The sequence below is a fragment of the Acidovorax sp. 1608163 genome (assembly GCF_003669015.1).
GTDB lineage: Bacteria > Pseudomonadota > Gammaproteobacteria > Burkholderiales > Burkholderiaceae_C > Acidovorax.
Genome location: NZ_CP033069.1, coordinates 2205911 through 2232625, shown reverse-complemented (window position 1 = coordinate 2232625; position 26715 = coordinate 2205911). Strand labels below are relative to the sequence as shown.

Sequence of the window (26715 nt, the reverse complement as noted above, 5' to 3'; positions counted from 1 at the left end):
AATATCATGGCCACTATGACGTTTGAGCCCACCCCACCCGCCTCCCCTCCAGTGCTGGACGCCACCGACCGCCAGTTGCTGAGCCTGCTGCAAGCCAACGCCCGTGAGGGCACGGCCCAGTTGGCGCGCAAGTTGAGCCTGGCGCGCACTACGGTGGTGGCGCGCATTGCGCGGCTGGAGCGCACGGGCGTGGTGACTGGCTATGGCGTGCGGCTGGGCACTCGGCTCGATGCCACCACCGTGCGGGCCTGGTGCAGCATCAGCGTGCTGCCCAAGGCTGCGCCCGCCGTGCTGCGTGCACTCGAGGCGATGGCCGAGGTTGAAGAGGTGTCGGCCGTGAGCGGGCCGTTTGACTACCTGGTGTTTTTGCGCTGTGGCAGCCACGAGCAGCTCGACACCTTGCTCGACCGCGTGGGCCAGCTCGATGGCGTGCACCAGACGCAGACCAGCATCGTGCTCAGCCGCAAGATTGATCGCAGGCAAGTAGGGTGACATCCCCCTGATCGGCTGCGCCGCTTCCCCCTTCTCTCGACTCGCTGCGCGCATCGAGAAGGGTGAGGCGCCAGCGCGGCAGCACTGGCCTGGGCCGCGTCAGTCATGACCCGCACGCCCGCAATTAAACGCTGAGCGCTATGAATATTGAAGCTTCCAGCGCTTATCCAGAAAGCGCTAGAGGCCCATTTTTATGCAAACCCTCAGGCCTCGAACTGCGTAGGGTTCTTGCCCTGGATGGGGGCATAGAACGCCTTGATGACGGCCATGTCGGCCTCCAAATCGCCTGTGGGCTCGAACACAGGCCCCAGCCCGCCCACCTTGCGGCCATAGTCCACAAACGCCAGCACGATGGGCACACCAGCCTGCTGAGCAATGAAATAAAACCCCGTCTTCCAGTGCCGCGTTTTGCCGCGTGTGCCTTCAGGGGGCACGATGAGTTGCATGGGCCCCTGGGCATCCCGCATGGCCTGGGCCGAACTGGCAACCAGGTTGTTCGATTGTTCCCGGTTCACCGGGATACCGCCCAGCCAGCGCATCACGCCGCCAAACGGCGCCTTGAACAGGCTGTGCTTGCCCATCCAGTACACCCTCAGGCGCAGTGAAAAGGCGAGCATCAGTGTGTAGGGCAAGTCCCAGTTGCTGGTGTGAGGGGCGGCAATCAGCACGCACTTGGCAGCGTGGGATGGCAAAGCGCCTTCTACCCGCCAGCCAGTCAAGCGCAAAGTGGCTACAGACAAGGCGCGCAGCAAGGTGTTGACCACCGGGGTGTCAAAAATGGTGTGGTGCATGGACAAAAGGGAAACGCCCCCTGATAGGGCTCTGCTGCAAGTATCGCCGAAACGTTTTGCGACATTTCGCAAGGAAAAAGCCACCGAAAGAGCAAGCCATTCAGCTATCAAAAAAATAGCTATTAGCGCTTTCAGATAAAGGCTTGGGTGGCATTTTTACCCACAACATCCCCTGCATCGCACCTGGGCTGGTGGGATAATCCGTCACTGCACGCTGGGATGGCAGCCTTGCTGCCTCTCCCTGGCGCGCAACTTCGCCGCCACGCTCACCTTGTCTTTTCTTACTTGAATCCTGTGGAAACCAAACATAGCCCCTGGCGCATGTCCATCGCCCCCATGATGGACTGGACGGACCGCCACTGTCGCTACTTTCACCGCCTGCTCACCCAGCACACCCTGCTGTACACAGAAATGGTGAATGCAGGGGCCATCATCCACGGCGGCACCGAACGGCACCTGCGCTACAACGCCGAAGAACACCCTGTGGCCCTGCAGCTGGGCGGCAACGAACCTGACAAGCTGGCCCAAGCAGCGCGGCTGGGCCAGGAATGGGGCTATGACGAGATCAACCTGAACTGCGGCTGCCCCAGCGACCGTGTGCAGCGCGGTGCGTTTGGCGCCAGCCTGATGAAAGCCCCCCAACTGGTGGCCGACTGCGTAAAGGCCATGAAGGACGTGGTGGCTGTGCCCGTGACGGTGAAGCACCGCATTGGCATCGACAAGGACGAAAGCTACGGATTTGTGCGCGACTTCATCGGCACCGTGGCGGACGCGGGCTGCACGGTGTTCATCGTGCATGCGCGCAATGCCTGGCTACAAGGCCTGAGCCCAAAGGAAAACCGCGATGTCCCGCCGCTGCGCTACGAGGTGGTGCACCGCCTCAAAGCCGAGTTTCCGCAGTTCACCATTGCCATCAACGGAGGCATCACCACCGATGCAGTGGTGCAGGAACAGCTGGGGCACCTGGACGGCGTGATGATTGGCCGCGAGGCCTATCACAACCCCTGGTGGCTGGCACGCTGGGACGCGCTCTACTATGGTGGCGCGCCCTGCCCCCTGAGCCGCGACGCGGTGGAGTTGGCGATGGTGGAGTACATGGAGCGCGAAGCGGCGTTGCACGGCACACCCTGGGCCCACATCGCGCGCCACATGCTGGGCCTGCGCCACAGCTTGCCGGGGGCACGCATCTGGCGCCAAGTGTGGAGCAACCACCTGCTCAAAGACCGGCCTGCACGCGAAGTGTTTGCCCTGGCCCAACAGGCGGTGGCGGACTCCTTGGCCAACCACCAAGAGCATTGAGAATGGCCTGCTGAGCGGGCCTGGCAGCCCAGTCCGCAGGCGCTACGTGCCAAGGCCTATTTGCTTGTCCAGCCAGGCTCCCAGTGGCTGCGGGCGCCCGAACAGATACCCCTGCAGGCATTCGCAATGGCTTTGGATGAGGAAGTCTGCCTGCGCCTGTGTCTCGACCCCTTCAGCCACCACCCGCAGCTTGAGGTGACCGGCCACCGCCAGGATGGATTGCACGATGGCCGTATCGTTGGGATCCCCCGGGGTGTCCTGAACAAAGCTCTTGTCAATCTTGAGTTCGTACAGTGGCAGCCGCTTGAGGTACGCCAGGCTGGAATAGCCGGTGCCAAAGTCGTCGATGGAAAACCGCACGCCCAACTGCACCAGCTCTGTCATGCGGGCGATGGTGTCGTCCAGGTTCTCGATCAGCAGGCTTTCGGTCACCTCCAGGATCAGCAACTCGGGCTTGGCACCGGTGGCGGCCAGCACATTGCGGATGCGCTCCACAAAGTCTTCCTGCCGAAACTGCCGCTCGCTTACATTGACAGAGATCGACAGCGCCTGCCCTTGCGCCTGCAGCTTGGCCAGGGCATCACAGGCCTGGCCAATCATCCAGTCGCCCATGCGCAGGATGAGCCCTGACGCCTCTGCCAGGGGAATGAAGCGGCTGGGCGGCACGTTGCCGCGCTCGGGGTGGTTCCAGCGCATCAGCAGCTCGCCGCCCACCACGGCACCCAGGGCATTGACCTGGGGCTGCACATACACCGCCAATTGCCCTTCGGCTGCGGCTTTCTTCAGGTCTTGCTCCAGCGCCAGGCGCTCTTGCACATCGGCCTGCATCGCGGCTTCATAAAAACGGATGCGATTGCGCCCCATGTCTTTGGCGCGGTACATGGCTGTGTCTGCTTCGCGCAGCAGGTCTTCGGTGCCCTCGGCTTGCTTGGGAAACAGCGTGATGCCGATGCTGCTGGTGCTGCTGTAGAGATGGGTCTGGATGCTGTAGGGCACCTCCAAGGCGGCGCGCACGGTTTCGGCCACAAGCAACGCTGCCCGGCCTGCCCCTTCGATGTCAGTCCCCAAATGCCCGATCAGCATCACAAACTCGTCCCCACTGAGGCGCGCCACCGTGTCGCCCGGGCGCAGCAGGCTGAAAAGGCGCTGCGCCACCTGCTTGAGCATGGCATCACCCACCGTGTGGCCACGGGCATCGTTGATCTGCTTGAAATTGTCCAGATCGACAAACAGTACCGCCCCCATCTGCTTGGATGTTTGTGCGGCCGCGACGGCCTGCTCCATGCGGTCCATCAGCATGCGGCGATTGGGCAGCTGGGTGAGCGCATCAAAGTAGGCGAGCTGGTGCGAGCGGGCCTCGGCATTTTTGCGCTCGGTGATGTCTCGCGACAGCGCGATGAAACACGGCGGCTCTCCGGGTCCCCCCCAGGCTTGCGGGCTATGGACAACTCAAACCAATAGGGCTGGCCTTGCAAGTCCAGGCGAAATTGATGGCCTGCCGAGTAGCCTGTGGCTGTGGCCGCCTGAATGGCAGCGCGGCAGCCAGCCGCGGCGTCAGGCTGAACAATGTCCTCCAGCTGCATGCCCACGAAGTGGCGGGCTGGCTCGGCCAGCGGGGCAAGGTGACCGCTGCGACAGTATGCAATGCGTCCATCGGGGCCGATTTCCATGAGCAAGTCTGGAATGGCGTTGAGTGTGCTGGCCAACTCGTCGCGCGCGCCGCGCAGCTCAGCCGTCATGGCATAAGCCAAGGCTTCGGCCCTGGCACGGCCCGTGGCCAGCAACCAGGCAAACCAGCCAAGCACCACGCTGAGCAATGCGCCAATCAATGCCGACAGGTGGTGCGTCTCGTACTCGTAGCGATCTTCAAAGGCAGGCAGCGGCACCATGCGCAGATTCCAGGTACGCCCCCCGAACACCATGGGGCGAATGGCCTGGCGTTGTGCCTGCCCGTGCTCAAGGCGGGCATCGGTGTACAAGTAATTGCTGCCGTCCTGGGCATCGCCGTCCAGCACATCCAGGCCGATGTCAGAGTCAAACTCTCTGGACAGCCCGGCAACCACCTCTGCTAAATGAAAGGGGGCAGACACCCAGCCCAACAATGCGGCACGGCGCTGTTGCAACGTGTCCAGTGCGGCACCGTTGGCATAGATGGGGAGGTACATCACCAAACCCCTGGCCCCCCCGCCGGTTCGTCTTGCGCCAGCGGCAACAAGGCGGACACCGCCAGGGCACCCGTGTCTGCCGCACGGTCCAGCGCCTCGCGGGCCGCAGGAACCATATAGGCATCCAGCCCCAGAACACGCTGGTTTTCAGCATCCAGGGGCTCGATGTGGGTGACTGCAGCGTAGGTGGGCCGATCACCCGGCGGGCGCACGGTGTACTGGGGAAAGCCGCGCTGTCGCATGTCCTCAATGTGCGACGACAGAGACGCCGCGGGGAGCTTCAAAATGAGCGATATTCCCTTGAGCCCCGGGCGAGTCTCTTGCAACTGCAGTGAGCTGACATAGGAGCGAAACTCCTGCCGGTCAATGCGCTCTGAGCCCTCGAAGTACCCGCGCGTGCCGCGCAAAACCATCTCGTAGGTGGCCATGCGGTCAGCCAGGTTGTAGCCAATGCGCTCCGCCGCAACCTGAAAGTTCACGTCCCGCCGCTCTCTGCTGCCACGCTCTTCGCTTCGCCAGTGGGCATAGGTCAGACTCAACATCACCAGCGACAGCACAGGCGCCAATACCCAGCCCCAGCGGCGCTGTAGTGCTGAAGCATGTTCCGGCAAGGGGGGTATTGCTTGTGGGGGTGGGAGCATCGTTCGGTCTAGGGGCCGAACCAGCCTTTTGGCTGGCACGCAGCAAACAGCATAGCCGCTTGCATCAGCGCATTATCAACAGGCCGAGATGGCCAAGACATGATTTTTTACAATGTGTGCGCATCTACGGCACGGGCTGGTGCCGTGGCTGTGTGGCGAGTGTGTACGCTATCCCAGCCCGATGGGCAGCTGCAGGGGGAGCCCTAACCAAACACCACAGCGCGCCCGCCAAGACAAACCTTAGAACATCGCACCATGTCGCAGATTGATTTGGAATTCGAAGAATCTCAGTTTCGAGCCTTTTATGCAGACCACCTGCCCCAATTGCAGGCGGCATGCGCTGGTGTGATCCACACTTTGGAGCAGTTGGTGGCGGCTGCGCCGGGGATAGAGGTCTCCAAGTTAGAAGGCCGCGTCAAAGACGTTGAAGAGTGCATTCGCAAGTTCCGCCGCAAGTACAGGGCGGCCCTGGAAGAGAGCAACACACCGTATGAAATCCAGCCGTGGATCACCGACTTGATCGGCGTGCGAGTGGTGTGCCTGTATGAAGACGAGCTCGAAAAAGTAGCCCAACTCGTGCAGTCGCACTACGCCGTGATCGAGGTCACCAACAAGGCTGCGGCCGTGGAAAGCACGGAGACCGAGTTTGGCTACAAGGGCCTGCACCTGGACCTGCGTGCCAAAACCTCTTCAAAAACCCAGGCTGAATCAGCAACAGAAGCCCCCTGGCCTTTTGAGCTGCAGATCCGCACCATCATCCAAGACTCTTGGAGTGTGCTGGACCACAAGATCAAGTACAAAAAATCCATTCCGGGGCAGCTCAAGCGGCGCATCAATGTGCTGTCGGCGTTGTTTGAGCTGGCAGACCGCGAGTTCTTGCAGATCCGCGATGCCACTGCGGCAGAGTTGCTGCAGGCGCCAGACGAAACCGCAGAGCCCGCGACCGAAGCACAGCAAGATGCCCTGCAGGCGCCCAAGGCGTCGGCACTGGGCAGCGAGCTCAACGCGTTCACCTTCCTCAAGATTGCCAACCACTTTTTCAAAGACTTCGAGTTCGAGGCCTCCAAGGTGGACAGTTTTGTGGCCGATATCCAGCTGTGGCAGCCTGGAATGACCCGCTCGCAATTCAATGAACTGCTGCGCCACACCATTGGCACAGTCAAGCGCTACAAGCAGCATTTTGAAGAGCAAAACCCACAGGCCTCGTTCAACCCGTTTACGGTGATGCGCCACTGCCTGTACCTGGGCCAAAAAGGCCAGTTTCGCCCGGCCTTGCGCAATGTGGCGCGGCAGGCCTTTGAGAGCTGGCTGCAAGAAAACCAGACCTGATCGCTTGGCAAGGCCTAGTTCATCAATAAAATATGCCGCTAGCGCTCTATACAAAAGCGCTGAAAGCTATATTTTTTATAGCAAAAATGCCTTGTGCATGGGCAGGTAGCATGGCATTCACGGGCGCCAAGCTGTCGCAAAGGCGACTCGTGATTGGTGGTTTTACTCCATTCCTTTGTTACGGAGTGCTGCTATATTGCACTGCAACATAACGGAGTTTCGCCCCATGCTCTACCAGATCTACGAAACCCAGCGCTCCCTGATGGAGCCCTTTGCTGACTTTGCGCAAGCAGCATCCAAACTCTTCAGCAATCCGGTTTCGCCGTTCAACCAGGTTCCGCTGGCACAGCGCCTGTCGGCTGGCTACGACCTGCTGTACCGCCTGGGCAAAGACTACGAGAAACCCACCTTTGACATCCCCAGCGTAGATGTGGACGGCGTGGGGGTGGCGATCCATGAGCGCATTGAGCTGGACAAGCCATTTTGCGAACTGCGCCGGTTCAAGCGCTTTTCAGACGATCCCGCTACCCTGACCAAGATCAAGGGTCAGCCGGTGGTGCTGATCGTGGCACCGCTGTCTGGCCACTACGCCACACTGCTGCGCGACACCGTGCGCACCATGCTCAAGGACCACAAGGTCTACATCACCGACTGGAAGAATGCCCGCCTGGTGCCGCTGTCCGAAGGTGAATTCCACCTGGACGATTACGTCAACTACGTGCAGGAGTTCATTCGCTATCTGCAAGGGACCTATGGCAACTGCCACGTCATCAGCGTGTGCCAGCCCACGGTGCCCGTGCTGGCCGCTGTGTCCCTCATGGCCAGCCGGGGCGAGACCACGCCGTTGACCATGACCATGATGGGCGGCCCCATTGACGCCCGCAAGTCGCCCACATCGGTGAACAACCTGGCGATGAACCGCAGCTTTGAATGGTTTGAGAACAACGTGATCTACCGGGTGCCAGACAACTTCCCTGGGGCTGGTCGGCGCGTGTACCCCGGCTTTTTGCAGCACACCGGTTTTGTGGCGATGAACCCTGATCGCCACGCCTCCAGCCATTACGACTATTTCAAAGACCTGATCAAAGGCGACGACGCCAGCGCCGAAGCCCATCGCAAGTTCTATGACGAGTACAACGCTGTGCTGGACATGGATGCGGATTACTACCTGGAGACCATCAGCACCGTCTTCCAGGAGTACAGGCTGGTCAATGGCACCTGGGATGTGCGTTCGCCCGATGGCAAAGTCGAGCGCGTACGCCCGCAGGACATCACCACCACCGCCTTGTTTACGGTAGAGGGCGAGCTGGACGACATCTCTGGCTCGGGCCAGACAGAGGCCGCCCACGACCTGTGCACCGGCATTGTGCGCAAAGAGCAACGCCATCTGGAGGCCAAAGGTGCTGGGCACTACGGCATCTTCAGCGGCAGACGCTGGCGCGAACTCGTGTACCCGCAGGTCAAGGCGTTCATTGTGGAACACCAGTTGAGCGCAGCCCCGGTGAGCAAGACGGCGACCTCTCGCACAGGGGCGGCAGCGCCAGCCCCCGCAGAATCGGCAACGGCTGCAGCCGTTACGTCAGCCCCTACCCAGCGATCCCGCCGAGCCACCTCGGCACGCAAGGCTTGAGCCCTGCCCAGCCCGCCACAGCGGGCATCGCCACGACCGCCGAACTGGCGCGCCGCATCGATGCGGCGCTGCCCCAAACCCAATGCACCCGCTGCGGCTACCCGGACTGCGCCACCTATGCGCAGGCCGTGGCCGTGGGCGCAGCGGGCATCAACCAATGCCCACCCGGCGGTGCGCAGGGCATTGAGCGGCTCGCAGGCATCATGGGTGTGCCACCGCTGGCAATGAACCCTGAGCACGGACAAGAGTCGGTTCGTGCCGTGGCGTTCATTGACGAAAACTGGTGCATCGGCTGCACGTTGTGCATCAAAGCCTGTCCCACCGATGCCATCGTGGGCGCCAACAAGCTGATGCACACGGTGATAGAGCCGTATTGCACAGGCTGCGAGTTGTGCGTGCCCGCCTGCCCGGTGGATTGCATTGAGCTGGAGAGCGTGACCGGCGACCGTACAGGCTGGGCCGCCTGGAGTGCCGAGCAAGCCAACGAGGCGCGCGAGCGTTACGCCGCACGCCAACAGCGCCTCGCCCAAACCGGGGCGCAGGATGAAACAGCCGCAGACATCCGGCGCAGCTTGCTAGAAGAAGACGCGCCCCCTGCGAATGCACCTGCGGAGCCACCATTGCAGGACGCAGCGGCCACTAGGCGCGCAGCGATTGCCGCAGCCATGGAGCGCGCAAGACAATTGCGTGCGGGCGGCAGCTGAAGCGAGCCGACTCCACCCAGCCAGACACACTGACAAGTTCTGGCCTGCCCTCTGCCCAACTAGCCAAGCTACCGGGCTGCTAAGGTTTTGTAGACGCCACACCCCACATACCAGTCGTCTACCTGGCTGACGAACGACATCTTGGTCTGCACAACCCCAGTGGCGGGATTGGTGATGTCGTATTCCACCCAACCGGGCCCTTGCTGGGCCTGGGTCACGATGTCGGACACCAATTGGTCCCCGGCAATGCCCGGAATGTCTTGCACCCGCGTGCCTACTTTGGCGGGGTTGCCTCCAAAGGCCAGGTAGCGTCCCGAGTCATCGAGCACGAACACATACATGTCGCGGTCATGGAAGCCTGCAGCCTTGTCCGTGATCCGGCCCAGAAACTGCTCGCGCGGGCTGGAGCGGCGCAATGCCACCGCCTTGCGCACCAGCGCTACCGCCTCTTCCGCCGTGCCCTGTTGCAGCCTGAAGGCTGCCACCGCCTGGTTCAGCGTGCTGGCACGCTGCTCCAGTGCCTCGGCCTGCTGCACGGCCAGCCCCACCATCTGCGCGTTGTCCTGGGTGATCTGGTCCAGCTGCTGCACCGCACCGCTGATCTCTTTGAGCCCCGTGCTTTGTTCGTTGCTGGAGTTGGCAATCTCACTCATGCTGGCGGCCACACTGTGGATGCCCCCCGCCACGGCCGAAATCCCTTCGCCTGCGGAGCGAATCAGGCCCGCGCTGTCTTCCACCTGCCCCACTGAAGTCTGGATCAGGTCACGGATCTCGCGGGCCGCCTCGGCGGAGCGCTGGGCCAGCATGCGCACTTCGCTGGCCACCACCGCAAAGCCCCGGCCCTGCTCGCCCGCTCGGGCAGCCTCCACCGCAGCGTTCAGGGCCAGGATGTTGGTCTGAAAGGCGATACCGTCAATCACGCCAATGATCTCGCTCATGCGGCGTGCACCCTGTTGGATAGCCTCCACGGATTGCACGGCTCGGCCCATGGCCTGGGCACCGCTATCCGCGGCCTGTCGCACCTGGGCGGCCTTCTGATCGGCGCTCAGGGCTGTGTGGGCATTGTTTTGCACGGTCGAAGACAACTGCTCCACGCTTGCCGCCGTTTCCTCCAGGTTGGCAGCCTGCTGCTCGGTGCGGTCGGCCAGAGCCCGATTGCCCTGCGCCAGGCTTTGCCCCGCGTGGGCAACCAGCGCCGCATTGCTGCGAATGTCTGCCACCATGGCCGAAAGTTTGTAGACCATCTGGTCTAGCGAACGGGCCATATCACCCATCTCGTCACGGCCTTGCAGGCTGGCGTGCACGGTCAGGTCACCCTGGGTCGTTTTGCGCATGGAGCCAGCCACCGCCTCCATGTCTTGGGCCATGCTCACCCACAGCGCCAGTTGCAGGTACAGCATCAGCGCACAGGCAGTGGCCGTCAGCCAATACGGAGCGGAAAGCCCCGCCAACACCACGGCCAGTAAGGCCAGCACAGTACCCCATGCCACTTTGCCAGGCCAGCGCATGCGCCGCATCAGCTGCAACCCCGGGCTCAGTGGAGAAAACGCCGCCATGTCTTTTGTCCCTTGTCTCTATTTGTATATGGGCCATGCTAGGAGGCCGCTCTTACGCTCGGTTGACGAAAGGCGAGGTGGGCGGGTAAACGATAGGCCACAGAAACCACAACCCAACCCCAATCCAGCCCCAAGGTTTTAATCACGCCGTCTGGGTGCGACTGGAGAAACGCCCCCAGTGCCCACCCGCAAACAGCCTTCCATGACGCAATCAAGGTAGTGCATGCATCCACCATAATGCAACCCCATGAATTCCCTGCTCTCTCACTTGCAGCCTTATCCGTTTGAAAGGTTGCGGCAACTTTTCGCTGAGGTCACGCCTCCAGCCCACTACTCACCCATCAGCCTGGGCATGGGAGAGCCTCGCCACCCCACGCCGCAATTCATCAAAGACACACTTTGCAACAATTTGGAGGGATTGGCTAGCTACCCCGCCACCGCAGGGGATATTCGCCTTCGCACGGCATTCACCGACTGGATTGCCCGCCGTTACCAGCTTGCGCTGAGCCCAGCCACCCAGGTGCTGCCTATCAATGGCTCCCGCGAAGCCCTGTTTGCCTTTGCGCAAACGGTGGTGGATGCAGCCCAACCCGACCCTGTCGTGGTATGCCCCAACCCGTTCTATCAAATCTATGAGGGCGCTGCTTTGCTGGCGGGGGCCACGCCCTACTATGCGCCCAGCGATCCAGCGCGCAACTTTGCGGTGGATTGGGACAGCGTTCCGCAAGAGGTCTGGAAGCGCACACAGCTGATTTTTGTGTGCTCGCCCGGCAACCCCACCGGGGCTGTCATGCCACTGAGCGAGTGGCACAAACTGTTTGCGCTGAGTGACCGGTACGGCTTTGTGATCGCATCGGACGAGTGCTACAGCGAGATCTATTTCCGTGACGAGCCGCCGTTGGGTGGACTCGAAGCTGCTCACAAGCTGGGGCGCCACGATTTCAAAAACCTGATCTCCTTTACCAGCCTGTCCAAGCGCAGCAACGTGCCAGGCCTGCGCAGCGGCTTTGTGGCGGGCGATGCGGCCCTGATGAAGAGTTTCTTGCTCTACCGCACCTACCACGGCAGCGCCATGAGCCCTATCGTGCAAGAAGCCAGCATTGCCGCCTGGGCCGACGAAGAGCATGTGGTGCAAAACCGCGCCCTGTACCGCAAGAAGTTTGCCCAGGTCACCCCGCTGCTGGCAGGCGTGATGGAGGTGGCGCTGCCCGACGCCGGCTTTTACCTGTGGGCCAAAGTGCCCGACGCACTGGGCATGACCGATGCCGAATTCGCGAAGGCGCTTTTGGCTCAATACAATGTCACGGTGCTGCCTGGCAGCTACCTGGCTCGCGAGGCCCAGGGCAGCAACCCCGGTGCCCAGCGCGTGCGCATGGCCCTGGTGGCCGACACCGAAGAATGCGTGGAAGCCGCGCTGCGCATCGTCCAATTCATCCAATCCCGTACTGCTTGAACAACATGAGCCAACAACTGCAAAACACCATTGAAACCGCATGGGAAAACCGTGCCAGCCTCTCCCCAGCATCCGCCCCCAAGGAAGTGGTCGATGCCGTGGAACAGGTGATTGCCGAACTGAATAACGGCACCCTGCGCGTGGCAACACGTGAAGCCGTCGGCCAATGGACCGTGCACCAATGGATCAAGAAGGCTGTGCTGCTGTCCTTCCGCCTCAAAGACAACGAAGTGATCCAGTCGGGCGACCTGACCTTCTACGACAAGGTGCAAACCAAGTTTGCGCACCTGAGTGCCGATGAACTCAAGGCCACTGGCGTGCGCGTGGTGCCTCCAGCCGTGGCACGCCGTGGCAGCTACATCGCCAAGGGCGCCATCCTGATGCCTTCTTACGTCAACATCGGCGCCTACGTGGGCGAAGGCACCATGGTGGACACCTGGGCCACCGTGGGCTCTTGCGCACAGATCGGCGCAGGCGTTCACCTGTCGGGTGGCGTAGGCATTGGTGGCGTGCTGGAGCCACTGCAAGCAGGCCCCACCATCATTGAAGACAACTGCTTCATCGGCGCCCGCTCTGAAGTGGTCGAAGGCGTTGTGGTCGAAGAAAACTCGGTGCTGGGCATGGGCGTGTACCTGGGCCAAAGCACCCCCATCTTCAACCGCGCCACGGGCGAGATCAGCTATGGCCGCGTGCCTGCTGGCTCCGTGGTGGTCAGTGGCAACCTGCCCAAGACGGCCGCCAACGGCGCGCCTTACAGCATGTATGCCGCCATCATCGTCAAGCAGGTCGATGCGCAAACGCGCTCCAAGACCAGCATCAACGACTTGCTGCGCGACTGATTTCGCCCACCTGCGACGCGCCCGCGTGATTGCCGCCGAAAACTTGAACGAAGCCCGCTGAGACTGTTGGCAGACCGATACGAGAGGGATACACCATGAGTACGATGGAGCGGATTCTTCGCCTGATGAGCGAGAAAAAAGCGTCAGACGTTTACCTGTCTGCCAACGCCCCGGCGCTGATCAAAATCAACGGCGAGTGCATCCCGATCAACAACCAGATTCTTCCGCCGGATGCACCACGCAACCTGTTGTCTGAAATCGTTCCCGCAGAACGCATCGAAGAGCTGGAAGAAACGGGTGAGTTGAACATGGGCGTGCCGCTCAATGGTGTGGGGCGCTTCCGCGTCAGCGCCATGCGCCAGCGTGGCAGCTACGCGGTGGTGATTCGCTTCATCTCGCAGCAGATCCCGGAGTTCTCTACGCTGAACCTGCCACCGGTACTCACCGAGCTGATCATGGAGAAGCGCGGCCTGATTCTGGTGGTGGGCGCTACGGGCTCTGGCAAGAGCACGACGCTGGCGTCGATGATCGACACGCGCAACGCCGCCATGTCAGGGCACATCCTCACCATCGAAGACCCTGTGGAATACCAGTTCCGCAACAAGAAATCGATCGTGAACCAGCGCGAAATCGGCAGCGACACCCAGTCACTGCAAACCGCGCTCAAAAACGCGCTGCGCCAGGCCCCCGATGTGATCTTGATCGGTGAAATCCGCGACCGCGAAACCATGTCCTCGGCCATTGCCTATGCGCAATCCGGTCACCTGTGCCTTGCCACCTTGCACGGCAACAACAGCTACCAGGCCCTCAACCGCATCTTGAGCTTCTACCCCGTGGAAGTGCGCCCCACCATGCTGGGCGACCTGGCCTCAGCGCTCAAAGGCGTCATCTCACAGCGCCTGGTGCGCACCACCGACGGCGGCCGCGTGCCAGCGGTGGAGGTGATGCTGAACACCAAACTGGTGTCTGATCTGGTGGAAAAAGGCGACTTTTCTGGCGTCAAAGAGGCCATGGAAAAATCCATGGCCGAAGGCTCGCAGACCTTTGAAGAAGCGCTGGCCCACCTGATCGTGGAAAAAAAGATCGACCGCAAGGAAGGCATGGCCTACGCGGATTCACCAACCAACCTGATGTGGCGCCTGCAAAACGACTTTGCCCTGGCCGCCAATGCCGCCAAGGCGCAAAAAGAAGCCCGCGACACCCCCGATGACCAGCCCTCGTTCACCGAGATCGTGCTGGACGTCAAAGGCGGCTGAGCCGCAACGCAACGGCACAGCGCCCCTCGAAACCTTGTGATTGCCAATGACCCGTACCCTGCAACTGGCTGAACAGCTGATCTCCCTGCCCTCCGTCACGCCTTTGGACGAGGGCTGCCTTGAACTGCTGGCAGCGCGCTTGCAGCCCCTGGGCTTTGTGTGTGAACGGCTGGACAGTGGCACCGCAGACTTTCGGGTCAGCAACTTATGGGCAAAAAGGCCTGCAGCGCCCTCAGAAAAAGCGCAAGCAGCTATCAAAACCATAGTATTCGCAGGCCATACCGATGTGGTTCCCACGGGTCCCTTGGCCCAGTGGAGCAGTGACCCGTTCACGCCGACGCACAAAGACGGCAAGCTGTATGGCCGAGGCGCCAGTGACATGAAAACCTCGATCGCCGCCTTTGTGGTGGCGGTCGAAGAATTTCTGACGGCTTCGCCGGATGCGCCCCTGCACATGGCCTTCTTGCTGACCAGCGACGAGGAAGGTCCATCCGTCGACGGCACCAAGGTGGTGGTTGAGCAGCTCAAGGCGCGGGGCGAAGTGCTGGACTATTGCATCGTGGGCGAGCCCACGTCGGTCGAGCGCACGGGCGACATGATCAAAAATGGCCGCCGTGGCACGCTCAGCGGCAAGCTCACCGTGCGCGGCATTCAGGGCCACATCGCCTACCCGCAACTGGCGCGCAACCCCATTCACCAAGCCATGCCCGCCCTGGCAGAGTTGGCAGCCACCGAGTGGGACCAAGGCAATGCCTTCTTCCCCCCCACCAGTTGGCAGGTCAGCAACATCCATGGCGGCACAGGCGCCACCAACATCATCCCGGGCGACGTGGTGATCGACTTCAACTTCCGTTTTTCGACCGAATCCACCGCCGACGGCCTACAGCAGCGCATGCATGCCGTGTTGGACCGCCATGGCCTGGAATACGACCTGCGCTGGACGCTGGGCGGGCAACCCTTCCTCACCACGCCGGGTGAATTGGTCGAGGCAGCGCAGCAAGCCATCTTGGGCGAGACAGGGCTGACCACCGAACTGTCCACCACTGGCGGTACCAGCGATGGGCGCTTCATTGCCCAGATCTGCCCTCAAGTGATTGAACTCGGCCCGCCCAACGCCACCATCCACAAAATCGATGAGCATGTGGTGGTGGCCGACATCGAGCCACTCAAAAACATCTACCGCCGCACGCTGGAAAACCTGCGCACCCAAGCCCTGGACCGTGCGGCGGTGGCCGCATGAGCGCCCCCATCACACTGTCTGCACTCGTCGCGCAGGCCGCACACCAGCTGCAATCTGCAGGCCTGGCGTTTGGCCATGGCACCACCAATGCGCAAGATGAGGCCGCCTGGCTGGTGCTGTGGCGCCTGGGCTTGCCACTGGACACCGACTTGTCAGAGGCATCGGACTCCGAAGCGCAGCGCAGTGTGTCCGCAGACGAGCAGGCCGCGGTGGCGGCATTGCTGGAGCAGCGAATCCATACCCGCAAACCCGCCGCATACCTGACCCAGGAGGCTTGGCTGCAAGGCGTACCGTTCTACGTGGATGAGCGCGCCATCGTGCCGCGCAGCTTCATTGCCGAGTTGCTGGCCGACGGCAGCATTGACGATTTTTTGGGTGAACACACACGCCGCGTACTGGACCTGTGCACCGGCAACGGGAGCCTGGCTGTGTTGGCGGCCATGGCTTATCCCGACATTGAAGTCACCGGCGCCGACATTTCTTCCGATGCACTGGCGGTGGCGCGCATCAACGTGGACAAACATGACTTGGCGTCGCGCATCACGCTGCAGTTGTCAGATGGCTTGTCCGCACTGCCCGGTCCTTGGGATTTGATTCTGTGCAACCCGCCTTACGTTAACGCCCAAAGCATGTCTAGCCTGCCGGCAGAATACCGGGCCGAGCCTGAGCTGGCGCTGGCGGGTGGCACTGACGGCATGGACTTCATCCGCCAACTGCTGCAAGACGCCCCTTCGCGCATGAGTGAACATGCCGTGCTTGTGCTCGAGATCGGCAACGAGCGCGAATTCTTTGAAGCAGCCTTCCCCACATTGCCTGTGTTTTGGCTGAATACCAGCGCGGGTGAAGACCAGGTTTTGCTGGTGACTCGGCAGGCCTTGACCGCCCAATCCCGGCTCACGGCACAATAGAGGGTTACGGGCCCCCTTTTTTGCGTCGGTTGCCCCTATAAGGCAGCCTTTAGCCCCAGCTTCTTAACGCCACCCGCCCCGTGCGGGTGCGCTTTTTTCTGAACTCCGGATGATCACCCTCAAGAACGTTACCTTGCGACGCGGCGCCAAAGTCGTGCTCGACAGCGTTTCCGCCACCATCAACCCTGGCGAAAACGTGGGCCTCGTAGGCCGCAATGGTGCAGGCAAGTCGAGCCTGTTTGCCTTGCTCAGCGGCAAACTCCATGAAGACGGCGGAGACTTCCACATCCCCAGCAGCTGGCGCATGGCCGAGGTGGCGCAGAACATGCCCGAGACCGACCAATCGGCCACCGACTTTGTGCTGGAGGGCGATACCCGCCTGGCCGAAGTCCAGCAACAGTTGCTCGACGCAGAAGCCAGCGACGACGGCATGGCCATCGCCCATGCCTATTCAGACCTGCACGACGCCGGCGCCCACGATGCCGTAGCACGTGCACAGGCATTGATTTTGGGCCTGGGCTTTCGCGTCAGCGAACTGGACCATCCCGTCAACAGCTTTTCGGGTGGCTGGCGCATGCGCCTGCAACTGGCCCGCGCACTGATGTGCCCCAGCGATTTATTGCTGCTGGACGAGCCCACCAACCACTTGGACTTGGACGCCCTGGTCTGGCTTGAAGCCTGGCTCAAGCGCTATGCAGGCACCATGATCGTGATCAGCCATGACCGCGAGTTTCTCGATGCCATCACCAACGTCACCCTGCAAATCCAGCAAGGCGAGTTGAACCGCTACGGCGGCAACTACAGCAAGTTCGAAGAATTGCGCGCCCAGCAGCTTGAACTGCAACAGGCCAGCTTCTCCAAGCAACAGGAAAAGATGGCCCACCTGCAGAAGTTCATCGACCGCTTCAAGGCCAAGGCCAGCAAGGCCAAGCAGGCGCAAAGCCGCGTCAAGCAGCTCGAACGCATGGAGAAGATTGGACCGGTGCTGGCCGAAGCCGACTTCACCTTTGAATTCAAGGAACCGGCCAACCTGCCCAACCCGATGCTGGCCATCAGCGATGCGTCGTTCGGCTATGTGGACGACGAGGGCATGCCCACCACCATCCTCACGGGCGTCAACCGCTCCGTGCTGGCCGGTCAGCGCATTGGTATTTTGGGCGCCAACGGCCAGGGCAAATCCACTCTGGTCAAAACCATCGCCCGCACCATGAAAGCCCTGGGCGGCAGCGTGACCGAAGGCAAGGGCCTGAACATCGGCTACTTTGCCCAGCAAGAACTAGACGTGTTGCGCCCTGCAGAAAACCCGCTGGAGCACATGATCCGCCTGGCCAAGGAACTGGGGGCCGACGCCAAGCAACCCAGCCGCGAGCAAGACCTGCGTAGCTACCTGGGCACCTTCAACTTCACGGGCGACATGGTCAAGCAGGCCGTGGGCACCATGAGCGGGGGCGAAAAAGCCCGCTTGGTGTTGGCCATGATCGTCTGGCAGCGCCCCAACCTACTGCTGCTGGACGAACCTACCAACCACCTGGACTTGGCAACCCGCGAAGCCCTGGCCATGGCCCTCAACGACTTTGACGGCACCGTCATGCTCGTCAGCCATGACCGCTCGCTGCTGCGCTCGGTCTGCGAAGACTTCTGGATGGTGGGCCGTGGCGTCGTGGGGCCCTTTGATGGCGATCTGGACGACTACCAGCGCTACCTGCTGGAAGAATCCAAGCGCCTGCGCGAGCAGGCCCGCCTGGATGAGGTGGCTGCACGCTCTGTGGCGGCCACAGCACCATCGACCCCAGCACCTGTGCCCGAAAAGACCGCCGAAGTGGCCAAGCCCTCCGCAGCCCAACCACCGGCGACAGCCCCTGCAGTGCGCGACAGCAAAGAGCAACGCCGCCTGGATGCCCAAACCCGCCAGCAACTCGCAGACAAGGCCCGCCCTTTGAAGAAAGAGCTGGAGCAAATCGACAAGCGGCTGGCGGCACTGTCTGCCGAACGCGCAGACCTGGAAGAACGCCTGACACAACCGCTGCCCCCTGCAGAGATTGCAGACTGCGGTAAACGGCTCAAACAAGGAAACGATGAAACGCAGGCGCTGGAAGAACGGTGGCTGGAAGTTTCTGGGGCCCTTGAAGAAATGGGCGCCACCAGCACACTGTAATGTGCAATAAAGTGTATATTTTTTGCGATCATATCGGGCTCTATCGCTTACCTATTCAGCGTAGAGTGCTGCATCTTTTATAGCATCTCCATCCACCGCAAAATCGTTGCATTTTTTTGCAGAATGGCGTCAACCTGCACTGCGGTGAGCGCGTTGTTGGTCTATCACAGGAGTTTTCCAGTATGAACCGCACCGCAATCTTGACCGCTTGGCCCGACGACGAACGCGATCGCAAACGCGCCCCAGCGCGCTGCTGAAGCGTTATGCGGCCCCTCACAGGACCGCTTTGCACCTGAACCTCCCCCTTCATTCCTTAAACCCCGCTCTGCGGGGTTTTTTATGTCTTACCGCCCAGCTGCCTTAAAAAATATTGCAGCAGCCTGTCAACCCAAGGTAAACGGTGTGCGTTGTAGGTCTATCTCAGGAGTTTTTCTCGTATGAACATCACTGCAATCACCACCGCTTGGCCCGACGACGAACGCGATCGCAAACGCGCTCCAGCCCGTTGCTGAAGCAGGATACCGTTCCCAAGAACGGATGCATTTTCAGATTACTTCCTTTCAAAACCCCGCTTTGCGGGGTTTTTTCATGGGCAGATGCGATGTCATTTTTCTGGATTGACCTGTCAACCGTCTGTTTCTGAGCCGCGTTAAAGATCCATCTAAGGAGCTTTTCAGCATGACAACCACCGCAATTTTGAACGCCTGGCCTGACGATGAACGCGATCGCAAGCGCGCTCCAGCCCACGCTTGACAACGAAAGTGCATCAATCCGCATACGGTGTCATCTAAGCGCCCAATAAAAAACCCCGCTGAGCGGGGTTTTTTATTGGGCGCTTTGCCCTGTAGCTTGGGCGATGGCTGTGGGGTTCACTCAAAGCAGATCCATACAGCACGCCCACTAGCATCGGCTTTAGCCCATGTGCAAGCCGCCATTCACGGAGAAGTCGGCCCCCGTGGCGTAGCCGCCCTCTTCCGAGGCCAGCCAGGCGATGATGGACGCGATTTCGCTAGGCTCACCCAGTCGCTTGACGGGCACGGTGGCCACAATTTTTTCCAGCACGTCCGGGCGAATGGCCTTGACCATGTCCGTACCGATGTAGCCAGGGCTCACAGTGTTCACCGTTACGCCCTTGGTGGCCAACTCTTGCGCCAAGGCCATGGAGAAGCCGTGCATGCCCGCTTTGGCTGCAGAGTAGTTGGTCTGGCCTGCTTGGCCCTTCTCGCCATTCACGCTGCTGATATTGATGATGCGGCCCCAGCCCTTTTCCACCATGTCGGCAACCACTTGCTTGGTCACGTTGAACATGCTGTTGAGGTTGGTTTCGATCACCGCATCCCAGTCTTCGCGGGACATTTTCAAGAACATGCGGTCACGGGTGATACCTGCGTTGTTCACCAGGACATCGATGGTGCCGTGCTCGGCCTTGGACTTGGAAAAGGCTTCCACGGTGGAATCCCAATCGCCCACATTGCCCACCGATGCGTAGAACGAGTACCCCAGAGCCTTTTGTTCTGCCAGCCATTTGCCATGGTCGCGTGTAGGGCCACAGCCAGCGATGACCTTGAAGCCATCTTTGTGCAAACGCTGGCAGATGGCGGTGCCAATGCCGCCCATGCCACCGGTTACATACGCTACTTTTTGGCTCATGCGATTTCTCCTTGTGTTAGTGATCTGCCTCGCACCACTCTACCCAAGATTTATGTGCTCCCAGTGCAGGTAAACACTGGGGCATGTGGTCTTTTTGAAAAAAAGCACGGAAACAGCTGAGCCGTCGCATGGCTACAACGGGCACGAAAAAGGCCGCGCACCTTGCATGGTGCGCGGCCTTGACACGATCAAGCCAGCCGAAGAACTTAGCGTTCCAGCGCCAACGAAACCCCCATGCCACCGCCGATACACAGTGCGGCCAAGCCCTTCTTGGCGTCACGGCGCTGCATTTCATGCAGCAGCGTCACCAGGATGCGGCAGCCAGAGGCACCAATGGGGTGGCCAATGGCGATGGCGCCGCCATTGACGTTGACCTTGGCAGGGTCAATGGCCAGTTCTTTATTGACGGCGCAGGCTTGCGCAGCAAACGCCTCGTTCAGCTCAAACAGATCGACATCGGCCGCATTCCAGCCAGCGCGTTGCAGCGCCTTGCGCGATGCGGGCACAGGGCCCATGCCCATGGTGGCGGGGTCCAGGCCGCTGGTGCCGAAGGCGGCAATGCGGGCCAGGGGTTTGAGACCCAAGGCCGCAGCCTTTTTGGCGCTCATCACCACGACAGCGGCAGCGCCATCGTTGATGCCCGAGGCATTGCCTGCCGTCACGCTGCCAGCCTTGTCAAAGGCGGGGCGCAGGCCGGCCAGGGCTTCAGCGTTGGACTTGCGATTGATGAACTCATCGGCATTGAACAGAATCGGGTCACCCTTCTTTTGCGCCAGGCTCACGCCCACGATTTCATCGGCAAATTTGCCTGCGTCTTGCGCCGCTGCTGCTTTTTGCTGGCTGGCCAGGGCCAGGGCGTCCTGCATGTCCCGGGTGATGCCGTATTGCTTGGCCACGTTTTCGGCGGTGATGCCCATGTGGTACTGGTTGTAGACGTCCCACAGGCCGTCCACGATCATGGTGTCCACCATCTTCCAGTCGCCCATGCGCTGGCCGTCGCGCGAGCCATTGAGCACGTGGGGCGACAGGCTCATGTTTTCCTGGCCACCCGCCACCACGATCTCACTGTCGCCCCAGGCAACGGCCTGGGCCGCCAGCATCACGGCCTTCAGGCCGGATCCGCACACGGCGTTGATGGTCAGTGCTGGAGTTTCCTTGGCAACGCCCGCCTTCATCATGGCTTGGCGCGCAGGGTTCTGGCCCACGCCAGCGGCCAGCACCTGGCCCATGATGACTTCACCAATCTGATCGGACGACAGCCCGGCGCGTGCGATGGCTTCACGGATCACCACAGCGCCCAGCTCCGTCGCAGGCGTCTTGGCCAAAGAACCACCAAACTTGCCCACCGCAGTGCGGGCAGCAGAAACGATAACTATGTCTTCCATGAAAGTCCTTTCTAGGTGAATAGGTGCACAGACTGCGGCAGCAATTCAACGCTGCCTCAACCTGCGGGGGTTGTCTCGGTGAATATTCTCGCAGCCCTTCAAGTCAGGACTTTTGCTTAACGTAGCGGCCCGGCGCGGGCTCAATGGCCTTGAACTTGGCGCCCTTGCCGTAGGCCTTGGACGCAGCAACCTGCTTGCCCGCATGGGCCTTGAGCCATGCAGACCAGTCGGTCCACCAGCTGCCGGGGTGCTCGGTGGCGCCGCTGAGCCATTGGTCCAGCGTGGCGGGCAGCTTGCCGTCGGCACGTATCCAGTGGCTGCGCTTGTTTTTGGCGGGGGGGTTGATCACGCCTGCGATGTGCCCCGACGCGCCCATGACAAAACGCTTTTTGCCTGGCAGCACCTGGGTCGATGCATAAGCTGCGTTGATCGGCACGATATGGTCCTCGCGCGAGCCGTAGATGTACACCGGAAGGGTGAGCTGCCCCAGGTCCATCTTCTCGCCACACACGGTGAGCTTGCCGGGCTGCACCAGGTTGTTTTCAAGATAGAAATTGCGCAGGTACCAAGCGTAAAAAGGCCCAGGCAGGTTGGTGCTGTCGCTGTTCCAGTACAGCAAGTCAAACGGCGGTGGCGTTTCGCCCTTGAGGTAGTTACCCACCACGTAGTTCCAGACCAGGTCATTGGGGCGCAAAAAGCTGAAGGTGGATGCCAGATCCTGCCCCTTCATCAGCCCACCCTGGCCCATCTGCATCTCTCGGAACTTCACGAAGGCTTCATCAATGAACACATCCAGGATGCCGGTGTCGGTGAAGTCGATCAGCGTGGTGAGGAAGGTGGCGCTGGCCACAGGCTCTTGCCCCCGCGCTGCCAGCACGGCCAGGGCATTGCTCAAGATGGTGCCCCCACGCAAAAGCCCAGCGCGTTGATCTGATCGGCCCCGGTGATGCTCTGCACCACGTCGATCGCAGCCATGGCGCCGTCTTCCACGTAGTCGTCCCAGGTCTTGTGGGCCAGCTCGTCGTGGGGGTTGCGCCAGCTCACCACAAAAGTGCGGTGGCCCTGCTCCACTGCATAGCGGATGAGCGAGTTGTCGGGCTGCAGGTCGAGAATGTAGAACTTGTTGATGCAAGGAGGCACCAGCAAGAAGGGCCGCTCGTACACCTTGGCCGTGAGCGGCTTGTATTCAAGCAGTTGGAACAACTCGTTCTCAAACACCACCGCGCCCTCGGTGGTGGCCACATTGCGCCCCACTTCAAACAGGCTTTCATCGGTCATCGACACATGGCCCTGGCGCAGGTCGTGCAGCAGGTTCTGCATGCCTTTGGCAATGCTCTCGCCCTTGGTCTCGATGGCTTTTTTCTGCGCCTCGGCATTGAAGGCCAGGAAGTTGCTGGGGGCCATGGCCGCCATCCATTGCTCTACGCCAAAACGGATGCGTGCCCGGGTTTTTTCGTCGCCTTCCACTGCATCGGCCAGGCCCATGAGGGTGCGCGCGTTGAGCAGGTAAGCGGCGGCTGAAAATGCCGCCACCGGGTTGCTGGCCCAGCCCTCACCGCTGAAGCGGCGGTCTTTCACCTCGGGCGTGCCTTGCAGGCTTTGGGCCCACAGCGCCTGGGCTTCTTTCATGTACTGATCTTGCAGCGCCTGCAGCTTGGCAGGGGCCAACTGCACGGAAGGCGCCTTGCCAGGAACGCCTCCCAGGTCCAGGTGCTGGAAGGATTGCAGTGCCTTGGCCCAGCTGTCTCCAAAGATCTGTTGGAATTGCTGGGCGCTTTGGGCCCAGAGTGCTTCAGAATTCATGCTGCTTCCTCAAAGGTTAGTCAGTCGCACGGGGCTTTGAAGTCATTGTTGCCCACTGCCTGGGGCATGGCAACCCGCATTCAGCGTTTCACCCACATACACCAATGTACCTTGTCCTTATTGCCTGGCTTTACGTGACCCTGATGATGGCGGTGGCCGAGGCCAGCAGCCCCACGGGCACCCTGTTTGGCGCCATCATGACCTTTGTGCTGTATGGCCTGCTGCCCATGGGCATCGTGGGCTATATCCTGGGCACGCCATCGCGCAAGCGGGCCATCAAGGCGCGTGAGATGGCAGAGCAAGCGGCCTATGAAGAAGCCCAGGCGCGCAAATCTGAGAATGCAGCAGCTTCAGCCGCGCCAGATGCAAGCGGCCAGCCGCCCGCTGCCGCCGAGCACGGCAGTGTCCCGCCGGTGCGAAAAGAACCGTGACGACTGCGTGACCGTGCACCAGCCGGGGCTGCTGTCGTTGCCGTAAATGGCCGTGACGCCCAGGGCCTGCAAGCGCAAACGGGCCAGCGCGGCCAAATCTGCCAGCCACTTGCCGGGCTGGGTGGGCGATGGGGCAAAACAGGTGGTGTATTGCGGCGCGTGCGCACAAAACGCCTCACGCACTTCAGCCCCCACTTCGAACGCGTCGGGCCCAATGCACGGCCCCAGCCAGGCCAGGGTGTCGGCAGCCACAGCAGCAATCCCAGCCCCATCATTTGCTACATTTTTAATAGCTGCCTGCGCTTTTTGATTAAGCGCTAGCGCCGTATCTTGTTCAAAAACGGAGCGCATGGCAGATTCCAAAACCCCCACCCCACCCTGCCCCGCCAGCCCCCGCCAACCCGCGTGGGCAGCAGCCACCACCAAGCCGCTGCGGTGGGCCAGCAGCACCGGCAGGCAATCGGCCACCATGATGGTGCAGACCACGCCCGAGTCGGTGGCCACGCAGGCATCGGCCTCGGTGCCGTCGGGGTTGGATTCGCTCAGTGCGGCCACCGCTGTACCGTGCACCTGGCTCAAGAAAACGGGGCGGGCCCCCGGTGTGCGCTGGGCCAGCAAAGCTTGCAGCCGGGCGCGGTTGGCTTGCACGGCCTGCGGGTCATCACCCACGTGGCTGCCCAGGTTCATGCAGGCGTAAGGCCCCTCGCTCACCCCGCCCGTGCGCGCCGTGCACAGGGCATGCACACCGGGCGGCGCAGGCCAGTCGGGCACCAACCAGTGCTCGGGCAGAGCCCACGCGGCAGGCTGCGTGGGCACAGCGTCTGTTGCGCGCGTCACGCCGCGTTGTCCGGGCAGGCCGAGGGCTGGGCTTGCTGAAATGCGGGCAAAGCCATGCACGCATCAAACGCCGCCATGGTCAGCGGCAAGCCGTCCAGGTTCACATCAAAGCGCTTGCCGTTGAAGATCTGCGGCACCAGGCAGCAGTCAGCCAGGGTGGGCGCATCGCCCCAGCAATACACCGACGGGGCCAGGCCAGCGGCAGCGCGCTCAGTGGCCAGCAGCACCAGTTGGCGCTCAAATGCCTCCAGTCCCTGGCGCACCCAGTGGCGGTACCAGGTGGTCTTGGCATCTTCGTCTGCGCCCAGGGTGCCGGTCAGGTACTTGAGCACGCGGGGGTTGTTCAGCGGGTGGATCTCGCACGCCACCATTTGCGCCAGGGCGCGCACGCGGGCACGCGCCAGCGGGGTGCTGGGCAGCAGGGCGGGGCTGGGGTGCAACTCTTCCAGGTATTCCATGATGGCAATGGACTGGGGCAGCACGGCGCCTTCGTCCGTCACCAGCGCGGGCACCAGCGCATCGCCCACCAGGCTGGCATAGGCCGGGTCGCGGTGCTCGCCGCGCAGCAGGTGCACCGGCAGGTAGTCATACGGCAGGCCCTTGATGTGCAGCGCTATGCGCACACGGAAAGAGGCCGAAGAGCGAAAGTAGTTGTAGAGCTTCATGGTGAGTGGCCCATCGACAGGCAACAAAAGACGAAAGAAGGCGTGGTGGCGTGGACCGTCGCGGGGCGGCAGGCCTATCAGGTTGCGCAGGCACTGCCCCCCAGCGGGTTGCCGCTGAACACCAGCTTGGTCAGCAATGCATTGAGCTGGCGCTGCTCTTCCGGTGTCAGGGGTGCCACCAGGCGCTCTTGCACCCGCTGGGCGGCGGGGCGCATTTTCAGCACGGCGGCTTCGCCCTCGGGGGTGATCCACAGCAGCTTGCGGCGGCGGTCCTGGGTGTCGGGCTCGCGCCGCACCCAGCCGCGGGCCTCCAGGCGGCCAATGACCGAGCCCGAGGTGGCCGCATCAAACGCCACGCGGGCAGCCAGTGTCACCTGGTCTTCGCCTGGCTGCTCCAGCAGCGCATGCAAGATGGCGAACTGCACAGGGGTCACATCAAAATCAGCGGCTTCTTCCATGAAAAGCGCCACCGACCGCTGGTGCGCCCGCCTGACCAGATGGCCTGGCGCGGTGTGTAAATCGAAGCTCTTTGGCATGCGCGCGAGTGTAGCGCCCCACCCTGGTGGCGATAGCCGCCCACAGCGGTGGCCCAAGCCCACTGCGAGGCTCGGGCGGCAGCAAGCCAGCGCAGCCCGTGGCACACTGCAAAGTCCTTGCAAACGACATGGCTGCAGCCCATGCTTTGGCACCGTTTTCAGACCGCATTCAACACACAACCAGCAATAACCAGGAAAGGCAGACATGAGCTACGTATTTCAACCGGCCGCCGTCACCAGCGTGCCCGTGGTGGGCAGTGGTGCACAGTTTCCCGTGCACCGCATTTATTGCGTGGGCCGCAATTACGAAGAGCACGCCAAAGAGATGGGCTTCACCGGCCGCGAGCCGCCCTTCTTCTTCATGAAGCCTGCCGATGCCATCGTGTACACCGCCCCCGGCGAAACCACGCCCCTGCCCTACCCCAGCCTCACGGCCAACCTGCACCATGAGATCGAGCTGGTGGTGGCCATTGGCAAAGGTGGCAAGAACATCGCCGCAGCCGATGCCTTGCAGCACATCTACGGTTACGCCGTGGGCCTGGACATGACCCGCCGCGACCTGCAAAACGACATGAAAAAGCAGGGCCGCCCCTGGTGCATTGGCAAAGGGTTTGACCACAGCGCCCCCATCGGCCCCATCACCCCCGCAGCGCAGGCGGGCGACGTGGGCCGGGCCGCCATCTGGCTGCAGGTCAATGGCGCAGACCGCCAGCGCAGCACCGTGGCCCAGCTGATTTGGAACATTGCCGAAACCATCGAGCACCTCTCCACTGCTTGGGAGCTGCAGCCCGGCGATCTCATCTACACCGGCACCCCCGAAGGTGTGGGCGCCGTAGTGACCGGCGATGTGCTGGAAGGTGGCGTAGACGGCCTGGGCAGCATCCGCCTGAAGCTGGTGTAAACCAGCCTGGGGCTGGCAGCGATTTTGAAGCGCCACGCCAGCCCCCATG

At 61.7% G+C, this 26715-nt stretch carries 24 protein-coding genes and 1 pseudogene; 13 read left to right on the top strand and 12 right to left on the bottom strand.

From position 1 onward, the window contains the following. The first annotated feature begins 6 nt into the window (after window positions 1-6). On the top strand, window positions 7-492 hold the full coding sequence (locus EAG14_RS10030; RefSeq protein WP_240456986.1) for an Lrp/AsnC family transcriptional regulator: 486 nt from the start codon (window positions 7-9) through the stop codon (window positions 490-492). 203 nt (window positions 493-695) lie between these two features. Here the strand turns inward: EAG14_RS10030 and EAG14_RS10025 are convergent, their stop codons facing one another. Beyond that, complete coding sequence (locus EAG14_RS10025; RefSeq protein ID WP_099655522.1) at window positions 696-1283, bottom strand: lysophospholipid acyltransferase family protein; 588 nt, start codon at window positions 1281-1283, stop codon at window positions 696-698. A 294-nt stretch (window positions 1284-1577) separates the two neighbouring features. Between EAG14_RS10025 and dusA the strand changes: the two genes are divergently transcribed. After that, the gene (dusA, locus tag EAG14_RS10020) at window positions 1578-2582 is read left to right on the top strand and encodes a tRNA dihydrouridine(20/20a) synthase DusA (RefSeq protein WP_369803814.1); all 1005 of its coding nucleotides are present in this window, start codon (window positions 1578-1580) and stop codon (window positions 2580-2582) included. A 42-nt stretch (window positions 2583-2624) separates the two neighbouring features. On the opposite strand, the gene EAG14_RS23295 is transcribed toward dusA, so the two are convergent. Genes EAG14_RS23295 through EAG14_RS23285 form a run of 3 tightly spaced genes read right to left on the bottom strand, consistent with a single transcriptional unit; the run spans window position 2625 to window position 5358 of the window. Beyond that, window positions 2625-3881 (bottom strand): bifunctional diguanylate cyclase/phosphodiesterase, encoded by a 1257-nt coding sequence (locus EAG14_RS23295; RefSeq protein WP_240456985.1) that lies wholly within the window; start codon window positions 3879-3881, stop codon window positions 2625-2627. Next, the gene (locus EAG14_RS23585; protein ID WP_256371483.1) at window positions 3875-4747 is read right to left on the bottom strand and encodes a CHASE domain-containing protein; all 873 of its coding nucleotides are present in this window, start codon (window positions 4745-4747) and stop codon (window positions 3875-3877) included. The genes EAG14_RS23295 and EAG14_RS23585 overlap by 7 nt, the downstream gene beginning before the upstream one ends. Beyond that, entirely contained in the window at window positions 4747-5358 is a 612-nt protein-coding gene (locus EAG14_RS23285; protein ID WP_256371482.1) for a CHASE domain-containing protein, read from the bottom strand. Before EAG14_RS23285 ends, EAG14_RS23585 begins: the two co-directional genes overlap by 1 nt. A gap of 285 nt (window positions 5359-5643) precedes the next feature. Between EAG14_RS23285 and EAG14_RS10010 the strand changes: the two genes are divergently transcribed. The 3 genes from EAG14_RS10010 to rsxB all read left to right on the top strand — a co-directional run bounded on the left by EAG14_RS10010 (window position 5644) and on the right by rsxB (window position 9051). Further along, window positions 5644-6717: a GTP pyrophosphokinase family protein gene (locus tag EAG14_RS10010; protein ID WP_121728750.1), complete on the top strand. Its 1074-nt coding sequence runs from the start codon at window positions 5644-5646 to the stop codon at window positions 6715-6717. 226 nt (window positions 6718-6943) lie between these two features. Then, window positions 6944-8347, top strand: coding sequence for a polyhydroxyalkanoate depolymerase (locus EAG14_RS10005; protein ID WP_121728749.1), 1404 nt, complete (start codon window positions 6944-6946; stop codon window positions 8345-8347). Further along, complete coding sequence (rsxB, locus tag EAG14_RS10000; protein ID WP_121728748.1) at window positions 8344-9051, top strand: electron transport complex subunit RsxB; 708 nt, start codon at window positions 8344-8346, stop codon at window positions 9049-9051. The genes EAG14_RS10005 and rsxB overlap by 4 nt, the downstream gene beginning before the upstream one ends. Before the next feature lie 68 nt (window positions 9052-9119). Here the strand turns inward: rsxB and EAG14_RS09995 are convergent, their stop codons facing one another. Beyond that, window positions 9120-10607 (bottom strand): methyl-accepting chemotaxis protein, encoded by a 1488-nt coding sequence (locus EAG14_RS09995; RefSeq protein ID WP_121728747.1) that lies wholly within the window; start codon window positions 10605-10607, stop codon window positions 9120-9122. Between the two features lie 247 nt (window positions 10608-10854). Between EAG14_RS09995 and dapC the strand changes: the two genes are divergently transcribed. The 6 genes from dapC (at window position 10855) to EAG14_RS09965 (ending at window position 18458) form a co-directional block, all read left to right on the top strand. After that, a complete protein-coding gene (gene dapC / locus EAG14_RS09990) occupies window positions 10855-12060 on the top strand; it encodes a succinyldiaminopimelate transaminase (protein ID WP_099655528.1) in 1206 nt (401 codons plus the stop codon). 5 nt (window positions 12061-12065) lie between these two features. Further along, window positions 12066-12899, top strand: a complete 834-nt coding sequence (gene dapD / locus EAG14_RS09985) for a 2,3,4,5-tetrahydropyridine-2,6-dicarboxylate N-succinyltransferase (protein WP_099658641.1) — start codon at window positions 12066-12068, stop codon at window positions 12897-12899. A gap of 95 nt (window positions 12900-12994) precedes the next feature. After that, window positions 12995-14155, top strand: a complete 1161-nt coding sequence (locus EAG14_RS09980) for a PilT/PilU family type 4a pilus ATPase (RefSeq protein WP_099655529.1) — start codon at window positions 12995-12997, stop codon at window positions 14153-14155. A gap of 46 nt (window positions 14156-14201) precedes the next feature. Next, window positions 14202-15395, top strand: a complete 1194-nt coding sequence (gene dapE / locus EAG14_RS09975) for a succinyl-diaminopimelate desuccinylase (RefSeq protein WP_121728746.1) — start codon at window positions 14202-14204, stop codon at window positions 15393-15395. After that, window positions 15392-16303 carry a 50S ribosomal protein L3 N(5)-glutamine methyltransferase gene (prmB, locus tag EAG14_RS09970; RefSeq protein ID WP_099741188.1) on the top strand — a complete coding sequence of 304 codons (912 nt, stop codon included), beginning with the start codon at window positions 15392-15394 and terminating at the stop codon, window positions 16301-16303. The genes dapE and prmB overlap by 4 nt, the downstream gene beginning before the upstream one ends. Before the next feature lie 109 nt (window positions 16304-16412). Next, complete coding sequence (locus tag EAG14_RS09965; RefSeq protein WP_121728745.1) at window positions 16413-18458, top strand: ABC-F family ATP-binding cassette domain-containing protein; 2046 nt, start codon at window positions 16413-16415, stop codon at window positions 18456-18458. 453 nt (window positions 18459-18911) lie between these two features. On the opposite strand, the gene EAG14_RS22740 is transcribed toward EAG14_RS09965, so the two are convergent. The 4 genes and pseudogenes from EAG14_RS22740 to EAG14_RS09950 form a co-directional block, all read right to left on the bottom strand. Then, window positions 18912-19235, bottom strand: coding sequence for a hypothetical protein (locus EAG14_RS22740; RefSeq protein WP_162995949.1), 324 nt, complete (start codon window positions 19233-19235; stop codon window positions 18912-18914). A 135-nt stretch (window positions 19236-19370) separates the two neighbouring features. Continuing rightward, window positions 19371-20108, bottom strand: a complete 738-nt coding sequence (phbB, locus tag EAG14_RS09960) for an acetoacetyl-CoA reductase (RefSeq protein WP_099655533.1) — start codon at window positions 20106-20108, stop codon at window positions 19371-19373. A 206-nt stretch (window positions 20109-20314) separates the two neighbouring features. Beyond that, a complete protein-coding gene (locus tag EAG14_RS09955; RefSeq protein ID WP_099655534.1) occupies window positions 20315-21493 on the bottom strand; it encodes an acetyl-CoA C-acetyltransferase in 1179 nt (392 codons plus the stop codon). A 103-nt stretch (window positions 21494-21596) separates the two neighbouring features. After that, window positions 21597-23296 (bottom strand): annotated as a pseudogene (locus EAG14_RS09950) (PHA/PHB synthase family protein). A 104-nt stretch (window positions 23297-23400) separates the two neighbouring features. Between EAG14_RS09950 and EAG14_RS09945 the strand changes: the two are divergent. Continuing rightward, entirely contained in the window at window positions 23401-23727 is a 327-nt protein-coding gene (locus EAG14_RS09945; protein ID WP_121728744.1) for a hypothetical protein, read from the top strand. Here the strand turns inward: EAG14_RS09945 and EAG14_RS09940 are convergent. From EAG14_RS09940 to EAG14_RS09930, 3 genes are all read right to left on the bottom strand, one after another. Beyond that, the gene (locus tag EAG14_RS09940) at window positions 23647-24564 is read right to left on the bottom strand and encodes a polyphenol oxidase family protein (protein WP_240456984.1); all 918 of its coding nucleotides are present in this window, start codon (window positions 24562-24564) and stop codon (window positions 23647-23649) included. The genes EAG14_RS09945 and EAG14_RS09940 overlap by 81 nt on opposite strands. After that, on the bottom strand, window positions 24561-25229 hold the full coding sequence (maiA, locus tag EAG14_RS09935; RefSeq protein ID WP_121728743.1) for a maleylacetoacetate isomerase: 669 nt from the start codon (window positions 25227-25229) through the stop codon (window positions 24561-24563). The genes EAG14_RS09940 and maiA overlap by 4 nt, the downstream gene beginning before the upstream one ends. A gap of 77 nt (window positions 25230-25306) precedes the next feature. Continuing rightward, entirely contained in the window at window positions 25307-25687 is a 381-nt protein-coding gene (locus tag EAG14_RS09930) for a MarR family winged helix-turn-helix transcriptional regulator (RefSeq protein ID WP_240456983.1), read from the bottom strand. Between the two features lie 283 nt (window positions 25688-25970). Between EAG14_RS09930 and EAG14_RS09925 the strand changes: the two genes are divergently transcribed. Continuing rightward, window positions 25971-26666 carry a fumarylacetoacetate hydrolase family protein gene (locus EAG14_RS09925; protein WP_099655539.1) on the top strand — a complete coding sequence of 232 codons (696 nt, stop codon included), beginning with the start codon at window positions 25971-25973 and terminating at the stop codon, window positions 26664-26666. Window positions 26667-26715: the final 49 nt, after the last annotated feature.